A 20,079-nucleotide genomic window follows, 5' to 3' on the forward strand; every position below is an offset into this window, starting at 1 on the left:
GCCGGGCGCCACTCCGCCTATTTGGATGGCGGTATCAGTCGGCGTCCAGGCCCTGCTCGATGGCGTAGCGGGTGAGCTCGACGCGGTTGTGCATCTGGAGCTTGCGCAGGGTGTTCTGTACGTGGTTCTGGACCGTGCGGTGGGAGAGCACGAGGCGGTCGGCGATCTGGCGGTAGCTCAGCCCCTTGGCGACGAGCTTGAGGATCTCGGTCTCGCGGTCGGTGAGCGTGGGCTTGTCGCCGCGCACCTCCGTGGCGGCGCTGTGCTGGAACTCGCCCAGGACCAGACCGGCCAGGCCGGGCGTGAAGACCGGGTCGCCGGCGGCGACGCGGCGTACGGCCTCCAGGAGCTCGTCGCGGGAGGCGGACTTGACCAGGTAGCCGGTCGCGCCGGCCTTGACCGCGGCGAGCACGTCGTTCTGCTCGCCCGAGGCGGAGAGGATGAGGACCTTGGCCACCGGGTGCAGCGCGATGATCTCGGTGGTGACCTGGACACCGTCGGGCTCGGGGATGTGCAGGTCGAGCACCACCACCTCCGGCCGGGTCGCGGCGAACCGGGTGATCGCCTCACGCCCGGTGCTGGCGGTGGCGACGACCTCGAAGCCCGCACCGGCAAGGTCTCGCTCGACCGCGTCGCGCCACATCGGGTGGTCGTCGACCACCATCACTGTGCTCATACATCCACTCCTGTTCGGGGGACCGTGAGCTCCCACTCGGTCCCGGTTGCTCCGGTGATCAGTTCTGCCTTGCCGCCGAGGTCCTCGATCCGGCCACGGATCGACTCGCTGATGCCGAGCCTGCCCTGTGCCCCGGCCTCGACGACCCGGCCGTTCGCGATGCCCGGCCCGTCGTCCCGCACCGAGACCTCGACGTGGTCGGGGAAGGCCTGCAGGAGCACCCAGGCGCGGGCGTCCTCACCGACGTGGCGGCGTACGTTGTCCAGGGCCGCGCGGGTCGCAGCGACGATCTCCTCGGCCGGGCGTGCGGGCATCTCGACGGCGGTCGCGGGTCCGGACACGGTCACGGTGCCGGTCTCGAGCTCGGCGAGAGCGGCGGCCAGGTCGATCATCCCGACAGCGGGTCCCCGGCCGGGCTGCTCGCCACGGATCAGCGCGCGCAGCTCTCGCTCCTGCTCCCCCGCCAGCCTGCCGAGCTCGGCGGCGTCACCACCCAGCTCGCCACCGCGGCGCTGGACCAGCGCGAGGACCTGGAGCACCCCGTCGTGGACCGCCCGGGCGAGTCGTGCCCGCTCCTCGGCCCGGGCCGCGGCGCGCTCGGCCTCGTCCCGTTCCTGCGCCATCCGCTGCACCGACTCGCACATGTAGCCGACCACCGGGCCCCCGATGACCAGCAGGAACGCATTGCCGTAGATCGACTGGTCGATCTCCTGACGCAGCCCCAGGTCGACGGCCGCCAACGCCAACCCGGCCAGCAAGCCGCCGATCCAGCGGTAGTGGATCGCGCACGCGAGCAGCGCGCCGCTCACCCAGAACCCCGGCACGCTCGCCTGGAATCCCGGCCCCTTCACCAGCGGGGTCACGAGCAGGAGTCCGAGCGCGATCGCCAGGTCGGCGCCGACGAGCACCGCCGTGCGGCGGGCGGGTGCTGCGTACGCCCAGAGGGCGAAGGCCGTCCACCCCACCATGACCAGCGCGCAGACCAGCGCGGCCGCGGGTGGGTCGAAGTTGGCGGCTCGGTAGATGGTCAGCCCGAGCGCGTTGATGAGCACGACCACTCGCAACACCGCGAGAGCCCGGAAGAGCCGGCTCTCGACCTCGATCGCCGCTGGCGACGTCCACGCACTCACAGTCGGAAGTGTTGCATCCGCGCGACCCGGTGCGTCCTGGATATGAGTATCCGTGCGGATGCCGGCCGGGCTGTCGCCCGGCGAGACTCGAGACATGGAAAGACTGTGTACCCCCTACCGGATTCGAACCGGCGCTACCGCCGTGAAAGGGCGGGGTCCTGGGCCGCTAGACGAAGGGGGCCTGCCGGGACATCCTAGAGGCCTGCGTCCGAGGCCGCCAAAGCGAGGCCACACGTCCGGGTTCGGGTCCCGATTCGGAACGTCGCGGTCGCTTCCGGTAATGTTTCACCTCGCTTGGGCAGGTAGCTCAGTTGGTACGAGCGATCGCCTGAAAAGTGATAGGTCGGCGGTTCGACCCCGCCCCTGCCCACAAGCAACAACCGGCTTCGACCTGCTGTTATGGGTCGAAGCCGGTTGTCATTCTGGATCAAGTCTCAGCGCACACCCTGCGTTTCCCGCACGCGCTTCGGCGGATCTACGCAAGGATGGTTGGCTGTGAAGTACGCCGATCCTGGTCGCTGCCCCGACTGCCGGGAGGCTTTCGAGCCCGGCACCAGCCCCTGCCCGCACTGCGGGCTGCCGCTGGAGAACGCCGTCGCGCAAGAGCTCTACGGCACCCTGTTGCGGGCCGACGTACTCATGACCCGGTTGCGGTCGATCCGGGAGGAGGCGAGCCGGGCCGCTCGCCCGACCCCGCCGCCCGCTCCCCTGCTGGTCGGCGCGCCGCCCGCGGCGCCGCCGGCGCATATCCAGCCCGAGCCCGACGCCACACCGCTCGCGGCCCCTGCACCGGCCCCGGCCGCAACTGCCATGGCCGGACCGGCGCCGTTCCCCGGCGCTCCGGTCGCCCGGCGGGCGCCGATCACGGTGCCGCTGATCCTGGTCGGCGTCGGCGTGCTCTTCCTGCTGGTTGCCGGCGTCGTCTTCCTCGCGGTCGCCTGGGCCACGATGGGCGTCGGCGGCCGCACCACGATGCTGGTCGTCTTCACCGCGCTCTTCACGATCGGTGGCGCGGTGCTGATGCATCTCGAGCTGCGCGCCGGCACCGAAGGCGTCTGGACACTCGCACTGGGACTGCTCGCCCTGGACATAGCCGGGATGAAGTACGCCGGTTGGCTCGATGGAGTCGACTGGGACCGTGGCTTCCTGGTCATCGTCGGTCTGGTCGTCTTCCTGGCCGGCCTCGCGATGTCCCTGATCGGCGCGCGCAGCGAGAAGCTCACCGCGGTGATCGGGCCACAGGTGGCGGCCGCCGGCGGCGTACTCACCGCCCTGATCGGCCTCGAGCTCATCTCCGACCTCATCTGGTTCCCGCTGGTCGCAGCGGTCATCGCCCTCGTCGTGGTGATCGTGGCGAGCAAGACCGACCTGCAGGCGCTGACCCTCGGCTCGATGGTCGTGATGGCGGGCTTCTGGTTGATGCTGCTCGTCCGCGGCCTGGCCGATCCCGCGCTGACCGGCTCCGAGCTGCTGCGAGGCGGCACCCTGCCCCTGCTGCTCGGCGCCGCCGCGGTGCTGACGGTCGTGGCGCTGCTGTTCCCGCTGCCCAAGGACGCGAAGGTCGCGATGGTCGGGGTGTCCCTCCTGATCGCGGCCTACACCTTCACCCAGCCCGCCCTCGATGACGGCGCCGTCACCCTGACGGTCGTGGCCGTGGTGGTCACCCTGGTCGCCGCCGGCGCGCTCATGACACTCCCCCGGCCCTGGCGCTGGGCCGCCACCGCGTTGACGCCGTACGCCGTGGGCCTCGGCATCACCGTCCTCATCCTGACGGTCTCGGCCGCCGTACGGCTCGCGGCCGTGCCGTGGACCGAGTCCGCGTTCTCCCCGGTCACCGGTCCGGAGCCGTTGCTGCCAGGCTGGCTGACCCTGCCGTCGCTGCTCGCGATCCTCGCCCTCGGCACCGCCTGGCTCTACCGATTCAACCCGCCCGCGTTCCGCACCTACCGGCCCACGGTCGGCTGGATCACCTTAGCCGGCGGTGTCTCCGGCTTCGCGATCACGGCCGCCTGCTACGGCGCCCCGCTGCTGTTCCCGGCCCTGCTGCTGCTCGGTGTCGCCGTCGCGCTGGCCTGGTGGGCGGAGCGGTGGCCGCGGCTGCTAGCCGCCGGCATCTTCGGGCTGGTCGCGCTGGCCGCCGCACTGCCTAGCGACCTGCTCACCGTGGTCGTCGCGCTCGCGCTGGCGGCGGTGGCTGCGTACGCGGGTCAGGGTCTGCTCGGCCCCGACCGCGAGGTCGTCGCCAGCTACTCGGTCACGACGCTCACCCTCGGTCTGTGGTCCCTCGCGCCGCTGGTCGACGTGGAGCGCCAGTGGGCCGCGTGCGTGATCGTGACGGTCCTCGGACTGATCACGCTCTTCCGCTTCCGTGGTTCGGGCTGGTGGGCGGCCGTGGGCTGTGCCGCGATCTCGATCGGCATCGGGGCGGTCGACGTCACTTGGGCGGCGGTCATGCTGAGCATCGCCACCGTCCTCGCCGCCGCCATCGGCCTGCACCACCGCCAGCCTGCCGCGCTGGCGGTGGCGGGCACCGTCGGGCTCGGCGCTGCCACCGCCGCAGTCCTCTCGAACGACGTGCTCGCGCTGGCCGTGACCGTCATCCTCACCGCCCTCGCCCTCATCGTCGACCGCGTCCAGTCCGGCACGACCAGGGAGGTCGCGACCGCCTACTGGATCCTCGCCCTGACCGCCGCCGTCTGGCAGGCGGCCCGGCTGGCCGACATCGAGCGTCCCTACACCGCGGTGGTGGTGGTCGTCGCGATGGGCGTGATCGTGCTCGTACGCCGCAGCCCCGCCATCGAGGCCGCGGCCGCCACCGGTGCCGCGGTATCGATCGGCCTGGGTTCCTTCAGCGAGGCCGGAGGGCTCGACACCGACTGGCTGGCGATCCTGCTGCTGATCGCCGGTGTCATGTGCATCGCGACGATCCTGCGCCACGAGCCGCAGCAGTCCGGACCGCGGCTCACGATCGCCGGTCTGCTCGGCCTGGGATCGCTCGGTGCGGCCTTCAGCAACGAGCTGCTGGCACTCGTGGTCGCCGGTGTGCTCACCGCCGCGGCGGTCGCCGTCGACCGGCTCACCCAGGAGCTGCAGACCAAGGCCGTCACCGCGCCCTACTGGATCATCACGCTGACCGCGTTCTGCTGGATGTTCGCCAACCTCAACGACATCCCCAAGCCGTACGCCGCGGCCGGGATCATCGTCATCCTGACCGTCGTCACCATCTTCCGGCTGCTGCCCTCCGCCGAGATCACCGCGGCGGTCGCCGCGGCCGTCACCATCGTCGTCGGCACGGTCACCCTCGGTCCCGAGATCGTCCTGACCCCGGACGGGCCGACCGCGGTCGGATCGCGCGGAGTCGATCTCCCCTGGCTGAGCATCCTGCTGACCCTCGCCGGCGCCGCGGTCTCCGCGCACGCGATCGCCCATCACGAGCGACGCTGGCTGGGTTGGGCCGGCGCCAGCCTGGCCACCATCGCGCTGTGGATCCGGCTGGCCGACACCTCGGCCACGACCTGGGAGTACTACACCCTGCCGCCCGCGATCGCGCTGGTCATCTACGGCGTGGTCAAGCTCCGCCTTGACCGGGAAGTCGCCTCGCTGCCGGTGCTCGGGCCGGGTGTCTTCCTCGCGCTCATCCCGTCCGTCCCGGCAGCCCTCCAGGATCCGGTCTCGATGCGGACCGCCCTGCTCGGCATCGCCTGCCTGGTCTTCATCCTCGGCGGCGCCTGGCTGCGGTGGTCAGCACCGCTGATCGGTGGCGCCCTGGTCGCCTCGGTCCTCGCCCTGGCGCAGATGCCGTCGGCGCAGACGCTGCAGCAGTGGTGGGTGCTCGGTGCAGCCGGACTCCTGCTGCTCTTCCTCGGCATCACCTGGGAGGCACGTCTCCACGACCTGCGCCGGGCCACCGCCTATGTGCGGGGGCTGCGTTAGGCGGTTGCCCACGTGCCCGGAAGACTGGAGCCGATGTTCCCCGAATTCAAGATCGTACGTCGCCAGCGCCCCGTCACGATCGCGGTCGAGTCCAGCACCTTCTCCCGGCCCGCGGCCAACGCCGCGATCGAGGCGGCCTGCGACGGCCCGGTCTCGCTGAGCTTCACCTCGGGTGGGGATGTGCTCACCGGGAGCTACGACGGGCGGCGGGTGTGGCTGGAGACGACCGCCGGGTCGGGACGTACCTCTCACGCGAGCCGGCGCCACGGCAGGGCCGGACGTGGGGTCGGCAGGTTCGCACTGACACTGACCGGGACGATGCTGACCGCGCTGACCTGTGAAGACGGCGCGTGGGTGGCCAGAGCACGGGTCGATCTCACCGAGGTCGGGATCGAGCCGCGTGACGAGTCGTGGCTCCGCGGCCTGACCGCCGGCCACGAGGGCTCGGCCGAGGACGTCCGCACCGGCGCCTTCGGGCAGCTCGGCCTGCGCGACATCCGGGTGGTGACGTACGCCGACGGCTCGCCGTTCCGTGAGGACGACGGCACCCTGCTACTCACCGCCACCAGCGCCGGGCCGGGCTTCTTCCCCACGGCGCACACCTCGGTGTGGGCGCTGGACCCGGTGACGTACGACCTCGTCCATCGCGGCGCGCTCTACTTCCGCCGGGACGGCCTGGTCTACGGCGACCACGCCACCCACGTGGTGCGCGACGGCGACGAGTGGCTGGTCACGACGAGCACGTGGGGCGGCTTCAAGGCGCCCGACAAGACCGACCCCAGCAAGCCGTGGAACCCGGTCGGGGTCACGATCGCCCGCTCACGTACGGATCTGACCCGAGGGGAACACGTCCTCGACGCGACCCCGCTCGCGCTGCCGACCGACGGGCTCGCGTCCGTCGGAGTCTGGGATCCCCACGTCCTACGCCGCGACGGCGAGTGGCTGGTCGGCTACGTCAGCGCCAGGAAGTACTTCGACTTCCATACCGTGCTCGCCAGCGGACCGAGTCTGGACGCGCTCAGCCTGCGGGCAGCGCGACCCGACCGGACAGCCACCGAGGGCACCACGCTTGTCCCGCTGGGCGGCACAGTCGTCGTCGGCGCCAGCGACGGTCGCGACAACCCGCGTCGCGTCCGTGCTCACTACCCGATCTTCGACCTGGACCTCAACGAGGTCGCAGAGCTCCGGTCGGAGTACGTCTCGAACCTTCCGTGGCCCACTCTGATCCCGGTGGGGGACGAGTGGTTGCACGTCGCCTTCGACGGCACGCCTCACGGCGGCCGGCTAACCGGCTACGGCACTCACGGGGAGGTTGTCCTGAGCCGATCGATCAGGGACCGATCGGTCTGAGGGGATGTCGACCAGGACGTTGCCGCCGTTGGCCGACAAGCCCTAGTCGCGCGAGGATCCCGCGTCGTAATCCGACCAGTCGTCGTAGTCGTCCGGCTTCGGATCGGACTTCTGACTGGTGTCTTCATCACCGTGAAGTTCGCGCGCAAGGGCCCCGAAGTCCGTCTCATAGGTCCGGTACTTCAGGTCGCGTGCGACCTTCGTCTGCTTGGCTTTCGCTCGGCCGCGCCCCATAGGGTCCAGCCCCCTCGTCGCACTTGGCCGGGATAGTCCCGGGCTGTTCACAGGTTTCTCGTAGGGATAACGCTACCGGTTCATGCCAAGAAACCGCACGCCGGGGTGTCGAAAATCCGTTCGCTAGGAGCGAATGTTACTGAGGTCACACGAATCTGAGCCTGACGACTCGTCATTCGCCGTTCACCCTGACGACAGATTGCGGGGTCAGACGGTTGTCTCGCCGCGCATAGCCTCCCTTCCGATTCTTGGGAGACCTGACAACAACGCGTCTTGAACGGAAATGCAGTGACCGAACTGAGCGACATCCAGACCGACACCGCCTGTCCCTCGTGCAGCGACGAGGCTGCGCCCGCCGCCACCGACGGCCGGCGCTCCATGTTGTCCCTGCTTCCCATGGCCGGGCACACGCGCGGCAAGCGCAGCGCGGTGACCTGCGCCCTCAAGTGCGACAGCGCTTGCGCCAAGCCCGCGCCCAACACCTCAGACAACGGCTACTTCCGCGACATCGCCGGCAAGGCGCTCAGCCGCCGCCACGCGCTCGGCCTCGCCGGTGCGGGCGCGGTCGCCCTCGCCGTCGGCAGCAGCGGCCTGGCGGCCGCCGCCAGCCCCGTCCAGGCGGGTCTCGCCGCCGGCCGCGGCCACGGCGGGCGTACGAACCTGCCGTTCAAGGCGATCACCCCGGTCGCGGCCACCGAGGACACCTTCGTGGTGCCGCAGGGCTACACCTGGGAGCCGATCATCCGCTGGGGCGACCCGATCCTGCCCGGCGGCGTCCCCTTCGACGTCAACAGCCAGACCGCCGAGAAGCAGGCGCTCGCCTGGGGCTACAACAACGACTACACCGACGTCATCGTGACCAACAAGGCCGGCACCAAGGGCCTGCTGTGCTGCAACCACGAGTACGTCAACGCCGACATCATGTTCCCGCCGGACCTCGACGCCACCGAGCAGCTCGAGATCGCGATGGCCGCCCACGGCTTCGGGATCGTCGAGCTCGAGCGCTCCGGGCCGGGCAAGAAGTGGAACTACGTGCCGTCGGCTCCGAAGAACCGTCGCATCACGGCCTCGACCCCGTTCGAGTTCACCGGTCCCGCGGCCGGCAGCGACCTGCTCAAGACCGCGGCCGACCCGACCGGCACCGTCGCGCTGGGCACGATCGGCAACTGCGCCGGCGGCACCACGCCCTGGGGCACGATCCTGTCGGGCGAGGAGAACTTCAACGGCTACTTCCGGGCCACCGGCACCTCGGCGGCGGAGAAGCGCTACGGCCTGACCGATGCTGCCTCGACGTACGGCTGGGAGGCCATCGAGCCGCGCTTCGACGCGCGCTCGGCCGACTACGCCAACGAGCCGAACCGGTTCGGCTACATCGTCGAGATCGACCCGACCGACCCGACCTCGACCCCGCGCAAGCACACCATGCTCGGCCGCCTCAAGCACGAGGGCGCGAACATCGTCATCGCCGACAACGGTCACGTGGTGGCCTACACCGGCGACGACGAGCGGTTCGACTACCTCTACAAGTTCGTCTCCAAGGGCCGCTACGACAAGAACAACCGTCGTAAGAACCTCGAGCTCCTCACCGAGGGCAGCCTCTACGTCGCCCGCTTCCACGGCGACTCCCCGGCCACCGAGATCGACGGCACCGGCAAGCTGCCCAGCGACGGCAAGTTCGACGGCTACGGCCAGTGGATCCCGCTCGTGGTCAACGGCCGCAGCAAGGTCTCCGGGATGAGCGTCGAGGAGGTCCTCGTCCACACGCGCCTGGCCGCCGACAAGGCCGGCGCCACCAAGATGGACCGCTGCGAGGACGTCGAGCCCTCGCCGAAGACCGGCAAGGTGTACGTCGCCTGCACCAACAACTCGCAGCGAGGCACCACCGGCAAGGCCGGCGTGGACGAGGCCAACCCGCGCAACACCAACCGCGACGGCCACGTCATCGAGATCACCGAGGACGACGGCGACCACACCTCGCGCGTCTTCCGGTGGAACCTCATGATCGTCGCCGGCGACCCGGCCACCAACGCGTCCACCTACTTCGCGGGCTACCCGAAGGACAAGGTCTCGCCGATCTCCTGCCCGGACAACCTGGCCTTCGACTCCGAGGGCAACCTGTGGATCTCCACCGACGGCCAGCCGAGCTCGATCCAGAAGCTCGACGGGCTGTTCAAGGTTCCGCTGGAGGGTCGCGAGCGCGGCCACGTACAGCAGTTCCTCGCGGTGCCTCGCGACGCCGAGACCTGCGGCCCGGTCATCCATGACCGCGACGGTTCGGTCTTCGTCGCCGTCCAGCACCCGGGCGAGGAGGGGACCTGGGACGCGCCGAACTCCCTCTTCCCCGACTACGTCGAGGGCACCGCCGGCGAGGGCGAGTTCGCCGGCCCGCGGCCGTCTGTCGTGCAGGTGCTCAAGGCCTGATCGTCCTCGGGACGGGATACCCGGTTAACCGGTGAAACCTGCACTTCTCAGGTGATGCAATGCCAGAGAAGTGCAGGAATACCCGGTTAACCGGGTATCCCTACGAGCTCACCAGCCCGCGTACGACCCGGTGAGCTCGACCTTGCCGCCAGGCGTGGCGGTGACCTCACCGGCGGCCCAGGCGCGGATGTCGTAGCCGGCGAGGATGCGTACGGCTTCGTCGACGTCCTCGGGGTCGATCAGCGCGACCATGCCGACGCCGCAGTTGAGGGTCATCTCCAGGTCCTGCAGGGCCACGGAGCCGGTGCGGCGGACGAGGTCGAAGACGGGGGCCGGGGTCCAGGTGGTGCGGTCGATGCGCGCGGAGAGCTCCGGCGGCATGACCCGCTCCAGGTTGGCGGCGAGCCCGCCCCCGGTGACGTGGGACATGGCGTGGGTCTTGGTCCCACGAGCGAGATCCAGGCAGGCCTTGGCGTAGACGCGGGTCGGGGTGAGGAGCTCCTCGCCGAGCGTACGGCCGAACTCGGCGACCTCCGCATCGAGCGTGTAGGCGCCGGAGTTGAGCAGCACGTGGCGGACCAGGGAGAAGCCGTTGGAGTGCAGGCCGGAGGCCTCCATGGCGAGGACGACGTCGCCCTCCTTGACCAGGTTCGCGCCGAGCAGGTTGTCGGCCTCGACGACGCCCGTGGCCGCGCCGGCCACGTCGTACTCGTCAGCCCCGAGCAGCCCCGGGTGCTCGGCGGTCTCGCCGCCGACCAGCGCGCAGCCGGCCTCGACACAGGCCTCCGCGATGCCCTTGACGATCGCCGCGACCCGCTCCGGGACGACCTTGCCGGTGGCGATGTAGTCGGTCATGAACAGCGGCTCGGCGCCGCAGACGACCAGGTCGTCGACGACCATGCCGACCAGGTCGAACCCGATCGTGTCGTGCTTGTCCAGCGCCTGCGCGATCGCGACCTTGGTGCCGACACCGTCGGTGGAGGTGGCCAGCAGCGGGCGCTCGTACGCCTTCAGGGCACTCGCGTCGAAGAGACCGGCGAACCCACCGACCCCGCCGAGCACCTCGGGGCGCCGGGACTTCTCGATCCAGACCTTCATCAGATCCACGGCGCGGTCGCCGGCGTGGATGTCGACACCTGCTGCGGCGTACGCGTTATGGCTCTGGGTCACGTCAAGATCTCCGATCACGGGTTGTTCAGGACCGGAAGGGCCTTGCCCTCGGTCGGGGACTGCAGCGAGACCTCGAGGAGGTGCTTGCCGAGCATGCTCTCGTCGGGCAGCTCTACGGGGTATTCGCCGGTGAAGCAGGCCGTGCAGAGCGAGGTGCGCTCCTGGCGGGTCGCGGAGATCATCCCGTCGAGGGAGATGTATCCGAGCGAGTCCGCACCGACCGAGGCGGCGATCTCGTCGACGGAGAGACCGTTGGCGATCAGCTCGGCGCGGGTGGCGAAGTCGATGCCGTAGAAGCACGGCCACTTGACGGGCGGCGACGAGATCCGCACGTGGACCTCCAGGGCGCCGGCCTCACGCAGCATCCGCACCTGGGCGCGCTGGGTGTTGCCGCGCACGATCGAGTCGTCGACCACGACGACCTTCTTGCCGCGCACCATGTGCTCGAGCACGTTCAGCTTGAGCCGGATGCCGAGCTGGCGCAGGGTCTGGGAAGGCTGGATGAAGGTCCGCCCCACGTAGCCATTCTTCACGAACGCCTGGCCGAAGGGCAGGCCGCTCTCCAGCGCGTAGCCGGTCGCGGCGGGGATGCCGGACTCGGGCACCGGGATGACCAGGTCGGCGTCGACCGGGAACTCGCGAGCCAGCTCGCGGCCCATCTCGACGCGGGACTCGTGGACGTTGCGGCCGGCGATGTTGGCGTCGGGGCGGGCCAGGTAGACGTACTCGAAGACGCAGCCCTTGCGGTCGGCCTCGGCGAACCGCACCGAGCGCAGGCCGGACTCGTCGATGATGATCATCTCGCCGGGCTCGACCTCGCGGACCACGCTCGCGCCGACGGTGGCCAGCGCGGCGTCCTCGGACGCGATCACCCAGCCGCGGTCGAGGCGGCCGAGCACGAGCGGGCGGATGCCCTGCGGGTCACGCGCGGCGAACAGGGTGTCCTCGTTCATCCACACCAGCGAGAAGGCGCCGTTGATCGTCGGCAGCACCTCCAGCGCGCGCGCCTCCAGCGAGGAGTCGGGGTGGAAGGCGAGCAGCTCGGTGAGCAGCGAGGTGTCGTTGGTCGAGACCGGGGCGTGGCGGCCTTCGGAGTGCTCGGGCAGCGCCTCGACGGCGGAGCGCATCTCGGCGACGTTGATCAGGTTGCCGTTGTGGCCGAGGGCGACGGAGCCGTCCGGCGTCGGCTTGAAGATCGGCTGCGCGTTCTCCCACACCGAGGCACCGGTGGTGGAGTAGCGGGCGTGGCCGATGGCGACGTGGCCCTTGAGCGACTCGAGGGTCGGCTCGTCGAAGACCTGGCTGACCAGGCCCATGTCCTTGTAGACGAGGATCTGGCGTCCGTTGCTGACCGCGATACCCGCCGACTCCTGGCCGCGGTGCTGCAGCGCGTACAGGCCGAAGTACGTCAGCTTCGCGACGTCCTCGCCCGGCGCCCACACACCGAAGACACCGCAGTGGTCCTGGGGACCCTGGTCGTGGGGGTCGAGGGCGGCGGTGAGCCGGCCGTCGCCACCCTTGCGTCGGGACACGTGCCTACCTGAGCTGGTGAGGTTGACCACGGCATCGAGTGTAAGGGCGTACGCAGGCGATCACCGAACCCTTGACAGTCCTGTAAGGGTGGTCACATGAACGTCTCGGAATCATGAATGTAAAGAACGATCCACGTCTGCCCTACCGCCCGGGACCGACATCCCGGATAATCGATCCGATGACTTCTCCAGCGCCCAAGCCCGCCGGCGGTCACCGACTGACGGTGCCACCGGGATTCGCCCCACCACCGTTGGGCGGGAAACGCGCCAGAAGCGACCTCACCACGACGATGACCACGATCACGACCGATCTGGCCGAGATCGGTGGTCTGCTCACCCCCGGTGAGGATCTCTCCGACCTCCAGCTGATCGCCGACAGCCTGACCGCGCTGGCGGGCTTCGAGATGGCCACGATCAGCGTTGCGCGGGCCGATGGCCACCTCCACATGGTGGTCGTCTCGGGCCAGGACTCCGCCCGCGCTGACCTGCTCGGCACCGTGACCCCGATCGAGCGGCTCGAGGCTGAGCTCGCCCGGGCCGACGACTGGGGCATCTTCAAGTTCGTGCCGGCGGAGCGGCTGGACCCGACCGCGGATGTGTACGGCTGGATCCCGACGATGACGACGGTCGACGCCGCCGGCGCCTGGAACCCGCTCGACCTGCTGGTCGCACCGCTGCGCGACGACGACGGCAAGCTCCGCGGGACCCTGATCGTCGACGTACCGACCGACGGCCTCCGCCCCAACCCGGAGAAGCGCGCCGTGCTCGGCCGCCACGCGGTGCAGGCGCAGCGCGCCATCCTGCTCGCCCTGGAGCGTGAGGAGCTCTCCGAGCAGGTACGCCTCGCCGAGGCCGCTCGCGACGTGATCCGCCGCGCCGGGCGCGAGCTGGATCCCGACGAGATCCTCAACTCGCTGAGCACCGGGCTGGTCGACGTGCTCGACCTGACCGACTTCTGGCTGCACATGTCCAAGCCGGGCGGCCGCGGCATCCGCACCAAGGTCTACCGGGAGGACTTCAAGCTCCCGATCGATGACCTGACCAGCCCGTTCATGGTCGACTACGGGCAATACCTCTGGGACCAGCGCAGCATCACCGTGCAGACCCCCGACGGCGCCGAGCGGCTCCCCCACCCCGACGCGGAGGCGCAGCGGCTGATCACCGAGTGGATCCGCCACTACAAGGTCGGCTCGATCGTCGGGGTCCCGATCGGCTCCGGCCAGACGTGGTACGGCGCGATGCTCCTCGGCCGCGGTCCCGAAAAGCCCCACTGGAGCGAGCTCGAGCTGATCACCGCCGCCGACCTCGGCCGCGACTTCGGCCGTGTGGTCCACAACTCCAGGGCCTACCTGCGCCAGAAGGCGGCGGTCGACTCCCTGCGTGAGCTCGAGGCCCACAAGAGCCGGCTGATCGCGACGGTCGCCCACGAGCTGAAGAACCCCCTCTCCGCGTTCCGGTGGAACATCGAGTCGCTGCCCTACGCGGAGTCCGAGGAGGAGTACGCCGAGGTGCTGACCGCACTGACGCGCAACCGCGACCGCACCGAGAAGATCGTGGCCGACCTGGCGATGCTGTCGAAGGTCTCCGACCCCGACCACCTGCCGACCACCGTGCCGATCCAGGTCGCGCCCGTGCTCGAGGAGATCCACAGCCAGCTCAACGCCGAGATGCCCACCAGCGACGCCCACGAGCTCGTCTTCGAGATGCCCTCCAACGACGTCTACGTGACTCTGGCTCCGGGCGATCTGGACCGGGTGGTGATCAACCTGGTCACCAACGCGATCAAATACAGCCCCGAGGGTGGTCAGGTCATCGTGAGCACGCGCACCAGCCCCGGCTGGTTCGAGCTCCGGGTGACCGACCACGGCCTCGGGATCTCCCCGGAGGACCAGGACCGGCTCTTCACCGAGTTCTTCCGTTCGACCAACCCCACAGCCCTCAAGCAGCCGGGCACAGGCCTCGGCCTGACGATCGTGTCCCGAATCGTCAGTCGCCGCGGCGGACTGATATCCGTCGACTCGACCCCTGGTGTGGGAAGCACATTCCGTGTGACGCTTCCCATTGTTTAACCTTACGCACCGGTAACGGGTTGCATTTCCATCTCGGCGGAGAACTCATGACCAGTACGCCCTCAGAGGGTCCGGACGCGCCAAGCGGCGCCTCCGAGGCGTACCCGAGCCCTGATCCCGGTCTGCAGCTGATCGCCGAGGGGGTCACCGAGCTCGTCGGCTTCGGCGCCGCCGTCATCAACATCCGCCGCGGGGACGAGTTCGAGATCGTCGCCGCCTACGGCGACGAGACGGGCCACACCGTCGAGGGCGAGATGACCGTCGCCGAGATGCTCGGCACCCGGTTCCCGGTCTCGGTGGTCACCGACCTGCTGGACATGTCCGTGGACTGGGGCGACATCAAGTTCGTCCCCCACGAGAAGAACACCATCGGTGAGGCGGAGGGCTACTGGGTCCCCGACACCGACGAGGACATCCTGAAGGACCCGCAGGACTGGCACCGGCTCGACGAGCTGCTGGCGCCGTTCTACGACGAGAACGGCGAGCTCGTCGGCGTACTGTCGATCGACCGCCCGACCAACGGCCGCAGGCCCGGTCGGCGGCAGCAGCGGATCCTCAACCGGTTCGCCCGCCAGGCGCGGCGCGCGGTGCTGCTGAGCCTGCAGCGCGAATACCTCGAGGAGCGGGCCAACAACCTGCTCGAGGCCCAGAGCTTCCTGCGCGAGGCCAACTCCCAGCTCGGTCTGACCGGGGTGCTCGAGGCCACCCAGGAGGCGATGAGCCGCGGTCTCGACGCCGACGGTCTCTACGTGCAGGCCCAGGACGGCGAGGGCGGGTCCGTGGTCTATGCCTCCCCCGGCCTCAGCTGGAACGCCACCGAGACCGGCAACATCGCGGCAGGACAGGCCTACCAGGCCACCCGGCTGTGGAACGAGGCCCAGCACGCGATCGTCAACCGCGAGCTGCTCCGGCATACGCTGCACCACGGCGATGCGGAGCAGAAGAAGTTCGCCAAGATCGGCCTCGAGTTCCTGGACGCGGTCGACGCCGACTCGCTCCTGGTCGTGCCGATCGGCGTCGAGACCACCGCGCTCGGCCACCTGGTGCTACTGCGAGGTTCGGGACGGCCGCGCTGGACCGACGCCGAGGGGCGCCTCGCGATGGAGTTCGGCCGCGACTTCGGGCGCATCGTGCTCACCTCCAACGCCTACACCCAGGAGCGTGACCTCGCCCAGCGGCTCGCCACCGCCGACAAGGTGCACAGCCGGCTCATCGAGGCCGTCGCGCAGGAGCTGCACAACCCGCTCACCGCCCTGACCACCGGCATCGACGCGATGCGTCACGAGGACCGCGGATCGCCGACCTGGTTCCAGCAGGTCGGCAACCTGATCAGCCGGTCCGACCAGCTGGTCTCGATGGTCGACGACCTGCTGCTGTTCTCCCGCTTCTCCGACCCGTCGTCGCGGCCGTCCCTGACCCACGTCGACCTGACCTCTCTCCTGCAGGAGATCTTCGAGCAGAGGACGTACGAGTCCGAGAAGCGTGGCATCGAGGTCAGCATCGACGTGCCCCCGCGCAGCGTCTATGTGCTGGGCGACCGCAGCGAGATCAAGGCGGCGATCCTCCGCTTGGTCGACAACGCGCTGGTCTACACCCACCGCGGCGGCCACGTGCGGCTCTACATCGTGGAGAGCGCGAGCGAGGCGGCCATCTCGGTGACCGACAACGGCGTCGGCATCCCCGCGGCCGAGCAGATCCAGGTCTTCACCGAGTTCTACCGCGGGTCCAGCCAGGCGATCGGCGGCCGGAAGGGCGTCGGCCTCGGTCTCAGCATCGTCGACCGGGTCGCGCGCCGCCACGACGGCCGCGTCACGCTGCGCTCGGAGCCCGGCACCGGCACCCGCGTCTCCCTCGTCCTTCCGCTGGCCAACGACGCCACCTCGCTTGGTTAACCAACGGTCACAATCTGGTCGAGACGGACGCCTACGGCTGCACAGCGCGCGCGTTTCGTGCAACACTCCGTGGTGCCCAGGTCCTCAGGACTGCCACGCAGTTGCAACACCCTCCCTGACCGACCTACCCGAGAGCAAGGATGCCCCCACCACAGTCAGTCGATGCCCTCGACGTGCCTACGAGCACGCCGAGCAGGACGTCGCTGCCGGTGGCAGATCCCGCTCTCCAGATGATCTCCGAGGGCATCTGCGAGCTGCTCGGCTTCGGGATCTCCGCGATCAACGTGGTCCGTGGCGACGAGCTCGAGGTGGTCGCGGTCCACGGCTTCACCAGCGGCCTGAACGCGCACGGGCGACGGCAGACGGCCGAGGAGATCCTCGGCACCCGGTGGGCCCTCTCCGACCTGCGTGACAACCTCTCCCGCGGCGAGAACTGGGGCGCCTGGCGATTCATCCCCCAGGAGCGGGTGAACCTTCACGAGGGCAGCTGGGTCTCCACCACCAACATGATCGACGCCGACGACGCCTGGCACCCCCACGACATGCTGATCGCGCCGATCCTCGGCGACGACGGCTCCATCCAGGGCTGCCTCTCGGTCGACATGCCGGTCAGCGGCCGCCGGCCCGACTTCACCCAGCGTCGAGTGCTCAACCGGTTCGCGAAACGTGCCCAGCGAGTCGTACGCGGCTACCTCGAGCGCGAGCGGCTCTACGAGCGCGCCGCGAACCTCGAGACCGCCAAGGAGTTCCTGCGCGACGCCAGCTCCAAGCTCAGCCTCGCCGACGTGCTCGACGCCAGCCACGACGCGCTGATCCGCGGCCTGGGCGCCGACGGGATCTGGATGGCGACCAAGGGCCCCCACAACGAGATGGTCGTGCACGCGACCCCGGGCCTCAACTGGGACCCCGACCCGGGCCTGGCCGCGCTCACCTCGAGGAACACCTCCCGCTACTGGGCGGAGGGCACCTACTCGATCCTGTGCCGCGAGCGGATCCCCAGCTCCTCGGAGTGGAGCGAGCAGGCCGACATCGCCAACAAGTTCTTCGAGACCCTGGGAGCCGAGAGCGCTCTGGTCGTACCGGTCGGCGCCGACCACGAGTGGCTCGGCCACATCGTCCTGCTCCGCTCACCCGGACGGCCCACCTGGACCGACGCCGAGGGCCGGCTCGCGATGGAGCTGGGCCGCGACTTCGGACGCATCGTGCTCACCGCCAACGCCTACACGCAGGAGCGCGACCTCGCCCAGCAGCTCGCCTACGCCGACCGCGAGCGCAACCGGCTGATCGAGGCCGTCGCCCGCGAGCTCCGGATCCCGGTGAACGCGCTCGGCACCTCGCTGAACGCGCTGGCCAGCGAGCACGTGAACACCCTGCCGTGGATCGTCCAGGTGGAGACGCTGACCGTACGCAGCGCCCAGATCGAGGGCATCGTCAGCGACCTGCTGCTCCTCTCCCGGATCCGCGACCCAGCCAACGCTCCCGGCGAGACCACGATCGAGGTCTCCGAGATGCTCGACGACGTGCTCGACGAGCTCGATCCCGACGCAGCTCAGAAGGACATCGAGTGCGTCCTGACGACCCCGACCGGGCCTGCGTACGTCGTCGGTGACCCGCGCGAGCTGCGCGCGGCCTTCCTGCATCTGGTGAAGAACGCACTGACCTACAGCTACCGCGGCTCGCGGGTGCAGGTGATGCTCTACAGCGCCGGCAGCGAGGTCACGATCGTCGTCGCCGACGCCGGTGTCGGCATCGCCGAGGAGGAGCTGTCTGAGGTCTGCCAGCCATTCTTCCGAGGCACCAACTCCGCGCTGGGTGGTTCGCGCGGAGCTGGGCTCGGGCTGACGCTGGTCGACCAGATCATCAAGCGCCACCATGGAGCTCTCGAGATCGGCTCACCCCCGGGTGGAGGCACCCAGGTGGCAGTGACGCTCTTCGGTGTCTAGCTTCCCAGCTTCTGGAGCAGCAACGCCTCGGCGACGACGACCCTCCGGAACTCGGCCAGGTGGAGGCCCTCGTTGGCGCCGTGGGCGCGGGTGTCGGGGTCCTCGACGCCCGTGACCAGCACGCTGGCCTGCGGGAACGCCTCGAGGAACTCCGCGATGAACGGGATCGAGCCGCCTACGCCCATGTCGATCGGGGCGGTGCCGTCCCAGGCCTCGGTGAAGGCGGCACGGGCGGCGTCGTAAGCCGGGCCGGTCGCGTCCAGGGCGATCGGCTCACCGGTGTCGACGACCTTGGTGGTCAGCTCGGCGCCCCACGGGACGTGCTTCTCCAGGTGCTGGGTCAGGGCGGCGACGGCGTTCTCGCCGGTGTCGCCGGGGGCGATCCGGATGGTGACCTTGGCGCGTGCGGTCGGGGACAGCGTGTTGGAGGCGCCGTCGACCTTGGGTGCGTCCAGACCGGTGATCGTGATCGCCGGCTGCGTCCACATCCGCTCGACGGCGCTGCCCTTGCCGACCCACTGCAGGCCGGCGAGAGCGCCGGACTCGGCACGGAGCCGCTCCTCGGGGTAGTCGACGTCGGCCGCCGGGCCGGAGACGAGCCCGTCCACCGCAGGAGCGCCGTCCTCGTCCCAGAGGGAGTTGAGGAGGCGTACGAGAGCCATGATCGCGTCGGGAGCGAGACCGCCCCACATGCCGGAGTGGACCGCGTGACCCAGGGTGCGGAGCTCGACGTCGACGCGGATCAGACCACGCAGCGACGTCGTCAGCGCGGGGACGCCGATGTCCCAGTTGCCGGAGTCGGCGATGACGATGACGTCGGCGCGCAGCTTGTCCTGGTACTTCCCGAGCAGCTCGGGGAGCGTCGCGGAGGCGACCTCCTCCTCGCCCTCGATGAAGAGGCGGACGGTGACGGGGAGTTCACCGTTCTCGTCGAGGCTGGCAAGAGCCCGGACCGCACCGATGTGGGCCGCGATGCCGGCCTTGTCGTCGGCCGCACCGCGCCCGTAGAGCCGGTCGCCGACCTCGGTGGGCTCGAACGGCGGGGTGTTCCAGTCGGCGTGGTCGTTCTCCGGCTGGACGTCGTGGTGGGCGTAGAGCAGCACCGTCGGGGCACCTTCGGGGCCCTTCTTCTCACCGACGATGGCCGGCGGGGCGCCGTCGAAGGCGCGCACGATCTCCACGTCGAAGCCCTCGGCCGCGAAGAGGTCGCGGGTCATCTCCGCGCTCTTCTCGACCTCGCTCAGGCGCTCCGGGTCCGCACTCACGGACTCGATCCGCACCAGGTCCTCGAGGTCCTTGCGGATCGCAGGGAAGAGGTCGTCTACACGGGCCTTGATGTCTTCGGTGGAGTGGCTCATAGGGTGAGATTACAAGGGTAGATAAGCCGACAGGTCGGTGCGTTCCCCCGAGGCCCTGACCCGGGCCTGATCGACGGCATCTGACCAGGTCATCGCCCCGGTGGCGAGGGCGATCCAGGTGACCGCGTCGGTCTCGATCACCGCCGGCGGAGTGCCGCGGGTGTGCCTGACACCTTCGACGCACTGCACCGCGGCGTACGGCGGGACGCGGACCTCCACGCTCCTGCCCGGCGCGCGCTCCTCGAGCACGGCGAGGAAGTGCTTGGTCAGCAGCCGCAGGTCGGCCTTGGCGGGCTCCTCGGCGCGTACGCGACCAAGAGCTTCGGCCACGTCGGCGGCGGCCGCGGGCTTGAGTCGAGCTGGCACGTCCT

The 20,079-nt window shown here is 69.8% G+C and carries 13 protein-coding genes and 2 tRNA genes; 7 read left to right on the plus strand and 8 right to left on the minus strand.

Features of this window, described 5'->3' with window-relative positions:
• Positions 1–34 precede the first annotated feature (34 nt).
• The 3 genes from ABTW65_RS14405 to ABTW65_RS14415 all read right to left on the minus strand — a co-directional run bounded on the left by ABTW65_RS14405 (position 35) and on the right by ABTW65_RS14415 (position 1,987).
• Complete coding sequence (locus tag ABTW65_RS14405; RefSeq protein WP_350661109.1) at positions 35–676, minus strand: response regulator; 642 nt, start codon at positions 674–676, stop codon at positions 35–37.
• Positions 673–1,806: a MacS family sensor histidine kinase gene (gene macS, locus ABTW65_RS14410; RefSeq protein ID WP_350661110.1), complete on the minus strand. Its 1,134-nt coding sequence runs from the start codon at positions 1,804–1,806 to the stop codon at positions 673–675. Before macS ends, ABTW65_RS14405 begins: the two co-directional genes overlap by 4 nt.
• Before the next feature lie 108 nt (positions 1,807–1,914).
• Positions 1,915–1,987: transfer RNA gene (locus ABTW65_RS14415), tRNA-Glu, on the minus strand.
• 115 nt (positions 1,988–2,102) lie between these two features.
• Here ABTW65_RS14415 and ABTW65_RS14420 point away from each other — a divergent pair.
• From ABTW65_RS14420 to ABTW65_RS14430, 3 genes are all read left to right on the plus strand, one after another.
• Positions 2,103–2,176: transfer RNA gene (locus ABTW65_RS14420), tRNA-Phe, on the plus strand.
• A gap of 125 nt (positions 2,177–2,301) precedes the next feature.
• Positions 2,302–5,739 (plus strand): SCO7613 C-terminal domain-containing membrane protein, encoded by a 3,438-nt coding sequence (locus ABTW65_RS14425; protein ID WP_350661112.1) that lies wholly within the window; start codon positions 2,302–2,304, stop codon positions 5,737–5,739.
• Positions 5,740–5,772: 33 nt separating this feature from the next.
• Complete coding sequence (locus ABTW65_RS14430; protein WP_350661114.1) at positions 5,773–7,089, plus strand: hypothetical protein; 1,317 nt, start codon at positions 5,773–5,775, stop codon at positions 7,087–7,089.
• Between the two features lie 42 nt (positions 7,090–7,131).
• On the opposite strand, the gene ABTW65_RS14435 is transcribed toward ABTW65_RS14430, so the two are convergent.
• Positions 7,132–7,323, minus strand: coding sequence for a DUF3073 domain-containing protein (locus tag ABTW65_RS14435; protein WP_160026710.1), 192 nt, complete (start codon positions 7,321–7,323; stop codon positions 7,132–7,134).
• Between the two features lie 288 nt (positions 7,324–7,611).
• Here ABTW65_RS14435 and ABTW65_RS14440 point away from each other — a divergent pair, with 288 nt between their 5' ends.
• On the plus strand, positions 7,612–9,744 hold the full coding sequence (locus ABTW65_RS14440) for a PhoX family protein (RefSeq protein WP_350661117.1): 2,133 nt from the start codon (positions 7,612–7,614) through the stop codon (positions 9,742–9,744).
• Positions 9,745–9,852: 108 nt separating this feature from the next.
• On the opposite strand, the gene purM is transcribed toward ABTW65_RS14440, so the two are convergent.
• Both purM and purF read right to left on the minus strand, forming a co-directional pair.
• Positions 9,853–10,914 carry a phosphoribosylformylglycinamidine cyclo-ligase gene (purM, locus tag ABTW65_RS14445; protein ID WP_350661119.1) on the minus strand — a complete coding sequence of 354 codons (1,062 nt, stop codon included), beginning with the start codon at positions 10,912–10,914 and terminating at the stop codon, positions 9,853–9,855.
• 14 nt (positions 10,915–10,928) lie between these two features.
• On the minus strand, positions 10,929–12,446 hold the full coding sequence (gene purF / locus ABTW65_RS14450) for an amidophosphoribosyltransferase (RefSeq protein ID WP_350661121.1): 1,518 nt from the start codon (positions 12,444–12,446) through the stop codon (positions 10,929–10,931).
• Positions 12,447–12,625: 179 nt separating this feature from the next.
• On the opposite strand from purF, the gene ABTW65_RS14455 reads away from it, so the two are divergent.
• The 3 genes from ABTW65_RS14455 (at position 12,626) to ABTW65_RS14465 (ending at position 18,350) form a co-directional block, all read left to right on the plus strand.
• Complete coding sequence (locus tag ABTW65_RS14455) at positions 12,626–14,515, plus strand: sensor histidine kinase (protein ID WP_350661123.1); 1,890 nt, start codon at positions 12,626–12,628, stop codon at positions 14,513–14,515.
• Positions 14,516–14,562: 47 nt separating this feature from the next.
• A complete protein-coding gene (locus tag ABTW65_RS14460) occupies positions 14,563–16,407 on the plus strand; it encodes a sensor histidine kinase (protein ID WP_350661124.1) in 1,845 nt (614 codons plus the stop codon).
• Between the two features lie 209 nt (positions 16,408–16,616).
• Complete coding sequence (locus tag ABTW65_RS14465) at positions 16,617–18,350, plus strand: GAF domain-containing sensor histidine kinase (protein ID WP_350661126.1); 1,734 nt, start codon at positions 16,617–16,619, stop codon at positions 18,348–18,350.
• Here ABTW65_RS14465 and ABTW65_RS14470 read toward each other — a convergent pair.
• Both ABTW65_RS14470 and ABTW65_RS14475 read right to left on the minus strand, forming a co-directional pair.
• Positions 18,347–19,708, minus strand: a complete 1,362-nt coding sequence (locus tag ABTW65_RS14470) for a dipeptidase (RefSeq protein WP_350661128.1) — start codon at positions 19,706–19,708, stop codon at positions 18,347–18,349. The two genes, ABTW65_RS14465 and ABTW65_RS14470, sit on opposite strands and share 4 nt — an antisense overlap.
• Before the next feature lie 9 nt (positions 19,709–19,717).
• Positions 19,718–20,074: a sterol carrier family protein gene (locus ABTW65_RS14475; protein ID WP_350661130.1), complete on the minus strand. Its 357-nt coding sequence runs from the start codon at positions 20,072–20,074 to the stop codon at positions 19,718–19,720.
• Positions 20,075–20,079: the final 5 nt, after the last annotated feature.

It is taken from the genome of Nocardioides sp. NPDC127503 (assembly GCF_040302165.1).
In the GTDB taxonomy this organism is placed as follows: Bacteria; Actinomycetota; Actinomycetes; order Propionibacteriales; family Nocardioidaceae; genus Nocardioides.

Coding starts and splice junctions, on each gene's coding strand:
- ABTW65_RS14405 (WP_350661109.1), bottom strand. CDS start 676: ATGAGCACAGTGATGGTGGTCGACGACCACCCGATGTGGCGCGACGCG.
- ABTW65_RS14430 (WP_350661114.1), top strand. CDS start 5,773: ATGTTCCCCGAATTCAAGATCGTACGTCGCCAGCGCCCCGTCACGATC.
- ABTW65_RS14435 (WP_160026710.1), bottom strand. CDS start 7,323: ATGGGGCGCGGCCGAGCGAAAGCCAAGCAGACGAAGGTCGCACGCGAC.
- ABTW65_RS14455 (WP_350661123.1), top strand. CDS start 12,626: ATGACTTCTCCAGCGCCCAAGCCCGCCGGCGGTCACCGACTGACGGTG.
- ABTW65_RS14460 (WP_350661124.1), top strand. CDS start 14,563: ATGACCAGTACGCCCTCAGAGGGTCCGGACGCGCCAAGCGGCGCCTCC.
- ABTW65_RS14470 (WP_350661128.1), bottom strand. CDS start 19,708: ATGAGCCACTCCACCGAAGACATCAAGGCCCGTGTAGACGACCTCTTC.